6 protein-coding genes and 1 pseudogene are annotated in these 5,669 nt (G+C 59.7%); 2 read left to right on the plus strand and 5 right to left on the minus strand.

Annotated elements, in window-relative coordinates; genetic code table 11:
- The 5 genes from gspI to gspE form a co-directional block, all read right to left on the minus strand.
- The coding region (gspI, locus tag AAAB16_RS11955; protein ID WP_340663515.1) for a type II secretion system minor pseudopilin GspI at positions 1-338 on the minus strand (338 nt) is incomplete at its 3' end.
- Positions 335-862, minus strand: coding sequence for a type II secretion system minor pseudopilin GspH (gspH, locus tag AAAB16_RS11960; RefSeq protein WP_340663519.1), 528 nt, complete (start codon positions 860-862; stop codon positions 335-337). The genes gspI and gspH, both read right to left, overlap by 4 nt.
- A 20-nt stretch (positions 863-882) precedes the next feature.
- The gene (gene gspG, locus AAAB16_RS11965; RefSeq protein ID WP_340663516.1) at positions 883-1,341 is read right to left on the minus strand and encodes a type II secretion system major pseudopilin GspG; all 459 of its coding nucleotides are present in this window, start codon (positions 1,339-1,341) and stop codon (positions 883-885) included.
- A gap of 4 nt (positions 1,342-1,345) precedes the next feature.
- On the minus strand, positions 1,346-2,563 hold the full coding sequence (gene xcpS / locus AAAB16_RS11970) for a GspF family T2SS innner membrane protein variant XcpS (protein ID WP_340663517.1): 1,218 nt from the start codon (positions 2,561-2,563) through the stop codon (positions 1,346-1,348).
- A 54-nt stretch (positions 2,564-2,617) separates the two neighbouring features.
- Positions 2,618-4,186: a type II secretion system ATPase GspE gene (gspE, locus tag AAAB16_RS11975; RefSeq protein WP_340663518.1), complete on the minus strand. Its 1,569-nt coding sequence runs from the start codon at positions 4,184-4,186 to the stop codon at positions 2,618-2,620.
- A gap of 288 nt (positions 4,187-4,474) precedes the next feature.
- Between gspE and AAAB16_RS11980 the strand changes: the two genes are divergently transcribed.
- Both AAAB16_RS11980 and AAAB16_RS11985 read left to right on the plus strand, forming a co-directional pair.
- On the plus strand, positions 4,475-5,155 hold the full coding sequence (locus AAAB16_RS11980; RefSeq protein ID WP_340663520.1) for a type II secretion system protein N: 681 nt from the start codon (positions 4,475-4,477) through the stop codon (positions 5,153-5,155).
- A 4-nt stretch (positions 5,156-5,159) separates the two neighbouring features.
- A pseudogene (locus AAAB16_RS11985) lies at positions 5,160-5,669 on the plus strand (type II secretion system protein GspD); the annotation flags it as partial.

The following is a 5,669-nucleotide window of genomic DNA, read 5'->3' on the forward strand; positions in this document are numbered from 1 at the left end:
ATGTCGCCGCCACGGCCTGTGGCATCGCGGCTGGCCACCCAGATGGTGATACGGCGCATGGTCGGTTCACTGGTTTCAATCACGCTGCTTTGCCATGACCATTGGCGATTGGCAAAGTCCACCTGGCCCTGTTGGTCACCGGCGCTCGGTGGGCTGGGTGCCAGTTGCATCTCGCTTAGCTGGTTATCGGCGATCCACATGGCCAGGGTTTTATCTTCCAGCCGTGCGGCGGTTTGCAAACTGCGGGCGCTAACGCCTAGAACGCTGGCGGCCACCAAGGCAAAAATCGCCAGTGCCACCAGCACCTCCAGCAGGGTAAAGCCGCGCGCGCGCTTCATTTTTTCAGCCCCTTGCCGTCGGCCAGTTCCACTTTGGGCAAGCGAAAACCATCGGTGGCCAGTTGCAAGCGCACACCTTGCGGGCGGCGTTCAGCCAGCTGCAAGCGAAAGGGGCTGAGTTCACCACTGGAAAGAATCAGCACTTGCGGGCTGCGCTCGGCGCTTTTCTGCCCGTCTTCCTCAGCGTTGGCGCTGGGCAATTTCAGCCCTGCGCCTTCCAGTTCAAGGGTCAGCACGGCCCAAGTTGGCAATTGATGCGGAGTGCGATCCACGGCCTGCCATTTGGCTTTGACCGAGTCGTAACGCAGCACTTGATAAGAGGCGGCATCAAACCACAGACCATATTCACGGTTATCCAACACGGCCTCTTCGGTTAGCACCCCAATCAGGCCGCTAAGACGTTCGGCCTCGTTACGCAATTCCCGCGAAGGACCGGCAATCCCCGTGCTGAGCACCGCCAAGCCAATCAGGGTGCCGAGAATAACCAGCACCACCAGCAGCTCCACCAAGGTGAAGCCGCCCATAGTCCGCGGGCGCACCGCTGTCACTGATCCCAGTTACCGATATCGGCGTCATTGGCGCTGCCGCCTTCTTTGCCGTCAGCACCAAACGAATACAGGTCGAATGGGCCTTTGCTGCCCGGCGCCAGGTACTGATAAGGGTTGCCCCACGGGTCGACCGGCACGCGCTTGAGATAGCCATCAGCATTCCAGTTTTTCGGCGGCGGGTTGCCACTGGGCTTTTTCACCAGGGCTTCCAGGCCTTGCTGAGTGCTGGGGTAAGCGTGGTTGTCGAGCTTGTACATATCGAGCGCGGCGCTGATGCCTTTTACATCGCCTTTGGCGACGGTGATTTTGGCCTGATCCGGACGGCTCATCACCTGCGGCACAATCAACGCGGCAAGAATGCCGAGGATGACCACTACCACCATGATTTCGATCAGGGTAAAACCGCGCTGGCGCATGGCCTGAAGTCGCGTTGAGGGTCGGCTGAATTGTTTCATGTGGTTACCCCACTAATTGGTTCAAGGAAAGAATCGGGAGAAGAATCGCCAGCACAATGAGCAGTACGACCACGCCCATAAAGACCAGCATGAAGGGTTCGAAAAGGCCGACCATCAAGGCGATTTGAGCCGCCAAGTCGCCCTCTTGATTGCGCGCGGTACGGGCTAGCATTTGGTCCAACTCACCGGAGCGTTCGCCACTGGCAATCATGTGCAGCATCATCGGTGGAAATTGGCCGCTGGCTTCCAGCGCCCGGGTCAGGCTGCCGCCCTCACGTACTTTTTGCGCAGCCAGCACCACGTCGGCGCGAATAACCCGGTTGGAAATCACCTGAGCGCCAATGCTCAGTGCTTCCACCAGCGGCACACCACTGCGGGTGAGAATGGCCAAGGTGGAAGCGAAACGCGCACAGTCGGTGGCGCGTACCAAACCGCCTACCAGCGGCAGGCGCAATTGCAGGCCATGCCAGCGGCGCTTGACCTTGTCATCACGCAATGCCCAACGCGCGGTAAAACCGGCGGCCACCGACAACAGCACAAACAGCCAGCCCCAGCTTTTTACCGCATCGCTCAGGGCGATAAGGCCACGGGTCAGCGCTGGCAAGGTTTGCCCGGAGTCGATAAAAACGCGCACGACATCCGGCACTACATAGCCCAGCAAAAAGCCGACGATGATCAGCGAGGTGATCATCAGCACCAGCGGATACAGCAACGCCAGCTGCACCTTTTGCCGCGACTGCTGACGCTGCTCGGTGTAGTCGGCCAGCTGCTCCAGCACAGGGCCCAGGTGCCCGGCGTGCTCCCCGGCCGCCACCGTGGCGCGGTACAGCTCGGGGAATGCCGCCGGAAATTCTTTAAGCGCCGCCGCCAGGCTATGACCTTCCAACACTCGGGCGCGCACGGCCAACAACATGGCTTGCACGCGCGGCGCCGAGGCTTGGGCAGCGGCGGCGCGCAGGGCTTCTTCGATGGGTAAAGCCGCTTGAATAAGGGTGGCCAACTGGCGGGTGAGCATGGCCAGATCGCGCGCTGAGAGGCCGCGGACGAAGGTGAAATTGCCGTCATGGCTGGCCTGTTCACGGGTGCGGGTGGCGTTTACTTGCAACGGCGCCAGCTGTTTTTCCCGCAGCAACTGCCGCACTTGGCGGGCGCTATCGGCCTCCATCACACCTTTTTGCTGACGGCCCGCCTGATCCAGGGCCAGGTATTCATACGCTGCCATCAGAACGCGCCCAATCTATGGAGAGTCGGAACAGGGAGACAGCGTTAACAAGCCTCAACGCCTATCGCCCCTACGTTGTTGTTGAGTCGGCGATGCCGAGGATAGTTCGCGCCGTTGAGCACCTGCCGAGGGCGCTTCGTCTTCGCGGGTTACGCGCAGCACTTCCTCTAGGCTGGTAATACCTTCGAGCACTTTGCGCCGACCATCATCACGAATGCTTGGGCCATTGCTGCGCGCATGGCGGGTCATTTCCTGCTCACCCGCACCGGTGTGCACCAGGCTGCGCATATGGTCATCAAACACCACCAACTCATAGATACCGGTACGCCCGCGATAACCCTGCTGCTTGCATTCCGGGCAGCCACGGGCGTGATGAATCAATGGTGTTTCGCCGCTACGCACGCCCAAGACCTGGGCCTCGGCGTCGGTAACCGGCAAGGCTTCTTTGCAATGCGGACACAGCACGCGCACTAGGCGCTGGGCGAGTACGCCAAGCAAGGAGGACGACAACAGAAAGGGTTCGACGCCCATATCCACCAAGCGGGTGACGGCGCCAATGGCACTGTTGGTGTGCAGGGTCGACAGCACCAAGTGGCCGGTGAGCGAGGCCTGCACGGCGATCTGCGCGGTTTCTGCATCACGGATTTCGCCGACCATCACCACGTCCGGGTCTTGCCGCAATATCGCCCGCAGGCCACGGGCGAAGGTCATGTCGACCTTGGTATTGACCTGCGTTTGGCCAATGCCTTCCAAGTGATATTCGATGGGGTCTTCGACGGTCAGAATGTTGCGCGTGCGGTCATTCAGGCTGACCAGGCTAGCGTACAACGTGGTGGTTTTACCGGAGCCGGTAGGCCCGGTGACCAGAATGATGCCGTGGGGTTTACGTACGCTGGCCTCCATCAACTGGCAATCGCGATTGGACATGCCTAAGTGCTGCAAGCTCAGGCGCCCGGCCTGTTTGTCGAGCAAGCGCATTACCACCCGCTCGCCGTTTGCCGAAGGCAAGGTTGAAACCCGCACATCCACCTCGCGCCCCCCTACACGCAGAGAAATGCGGCCATCTTGCGGCACACGTTTTTCGGCGATATCCAGGCGCGCCATCACCTTGATCCGCGATACCAGCAGGGCTGCCAACTCACGCTTGGGCTCCAGCACTTCGCGCAGCACGCCGTCGACGCGAAAGCGCACCACCAGGCGTTTTTCAAAAGTTTCGAGGTGAATATCGGAGGCGTTTTCTTTGATCGACTCGCCCAGGATGGCGTTGATCAAACGGATGATGGGGGCGTCGTCTTCCTGCTCCATAAGGTCTTCAGTTTCTGGCACCTGATCGGCCAGCGCAGCGAGGTCCATGCGTCCGCCAATATCTTCAGCCAACTGCATGGACGCCGAGTCATGCTGGTAAGCCGTGGCCATGGCTTGGTCAAACTCCGGCGGCGTCAAGGCACGTAACGGCAGGCGGCGCCCCAGAAAACGTTGCGCTTCGGCCAGGGCCACCATGTCCACGGCCGGGCGAAAACCAAGACACACTTTGTCTTGATCAAGCATCAGCACCACGCCATTGCGCTTGGCGTAACTGAAAGGTAAACGGCGTGGCAGTGTTTCAACCGAGGACACGTTCATTTGTAACCCCACGCTGGCATTGGTATGTCCGCTTTATGTTCAAGATTAAGGATGACCATTACTCGCCATGCTGCTGATTTTTTTTACTCTTTTAAGCGTTTGCGCTCGTACTTCGCGCAGCGGGCGCTATCTTTATCACACTGCCGAAAAAACACACGCCCTCCCCCACACAAAGAGAATAGGACTACAGGGCGAAGTGGATGCTAAAAAACATGTAGCTGCTCTATGATCGGCCGCCAGAAATAGCCACCTGAAATCATTCGACAGTAGCGAGTAACTTCATTGTCCGTGCCCGAAACCTTCCGCAGGCTGTTTCACAATGCCCCCACGCTATTGGGTGTATTGCTGATCCTGCTTATCAGCCTGAGTTTCGCCACCCAAACCATCGACTGGCTGCACCTCAACCGCACTCAGGTTAGCGTGCCCGATAGCGAAGCCAACGAGTCCGCCAGCGCACCAGCACTAGACAGCATTCAAACCCTCTTCGGCCCCGCCCGCGTCACGCAGAATGCGGCACCGCCAGCGACCAATTTGCGCCTGACCCTGCGCGGCAGCTTCGTGCACAGCACGGCGGGCAGCTCCAGCGCCATCATTCAGCGTGAAGGTAGCAAGCCGCAGCGCTTTGCTATTGGCAGCGAAATCGACAAAGGCATACGCCTGCATGCGGTGTACCGCGACCGCGTTGAACTCGAACGCAACGGCCGTCTGGAAACCCTGATGTTTAACAAGCGTAAAGCGGGCGCAGGCGGCAACCAGCCCATCTACGAAAGCAACGTCGACGCACTCACCTCGCTACAGCAACAGGACGAGCAGGAAATGCGCGACCGCATGGAAGCACTGCGCCAACAAATGGAAAGCGCAGGCGGCCAACCACCCGTGGAAGAGCCCATGTATGAACCGGAGCCGCCCGCGGCCCCTCAACCCGAACCTGAACTCCGACCTATCGATCCGCCTACGGAAAGCGACTAAGCCGATGCCATTGAACCTTTCACGTCTGACCCTGGCCTTGTTTGCCTGCGGCCTGCTCAGCATCAGCGCCACGGCCGGCGCGGCTATTACTCCGGCGGCGGCAAACGCCACGCAGGACCAACAGCAAGACCAGGAACGCTGGACGATCAATCTCAAGGATGCGGACATCAGCGAATTCGTTGATCAGATCGCAGACATTACCGGCGAGACCTTTGTGGTAGATCCGCGGGTCAAAGGCCAGGTGAACGTGGTGTCCAAAGCACCGCTGACCCTCAGCGAAATCTACCAGCTGTTTCTCTCGGTAATGGCCACCCACGGCTTTACCGTGATTACCCAGGGTGACCAGGCCCGCATCGTGCCCAATGCCGAAGCCAAGGCCGATGCCGACAGCGGCCGACCGGCGCCAGACCGCCTGGAAACCCGGGTGATTCAAGTGCAGCACGGCAACGTTGCCGAGCTGATTCCGCTGATTCGCCCACTGATTCCGCAATACGGCCACTTGGCCGCAGTGACC

Origin of the sequence: Pseudomonas sp. (genome assembly GCF_037994325.1) — a bacterium.
In the GTDB taxonomy this organism is placed as follows: domain Bacteria; phylum Pseudomonadota; class Gammaproteobacteria; order Pseudomonadales; family Pseudomonadaceae; genus Aquipseudomonas.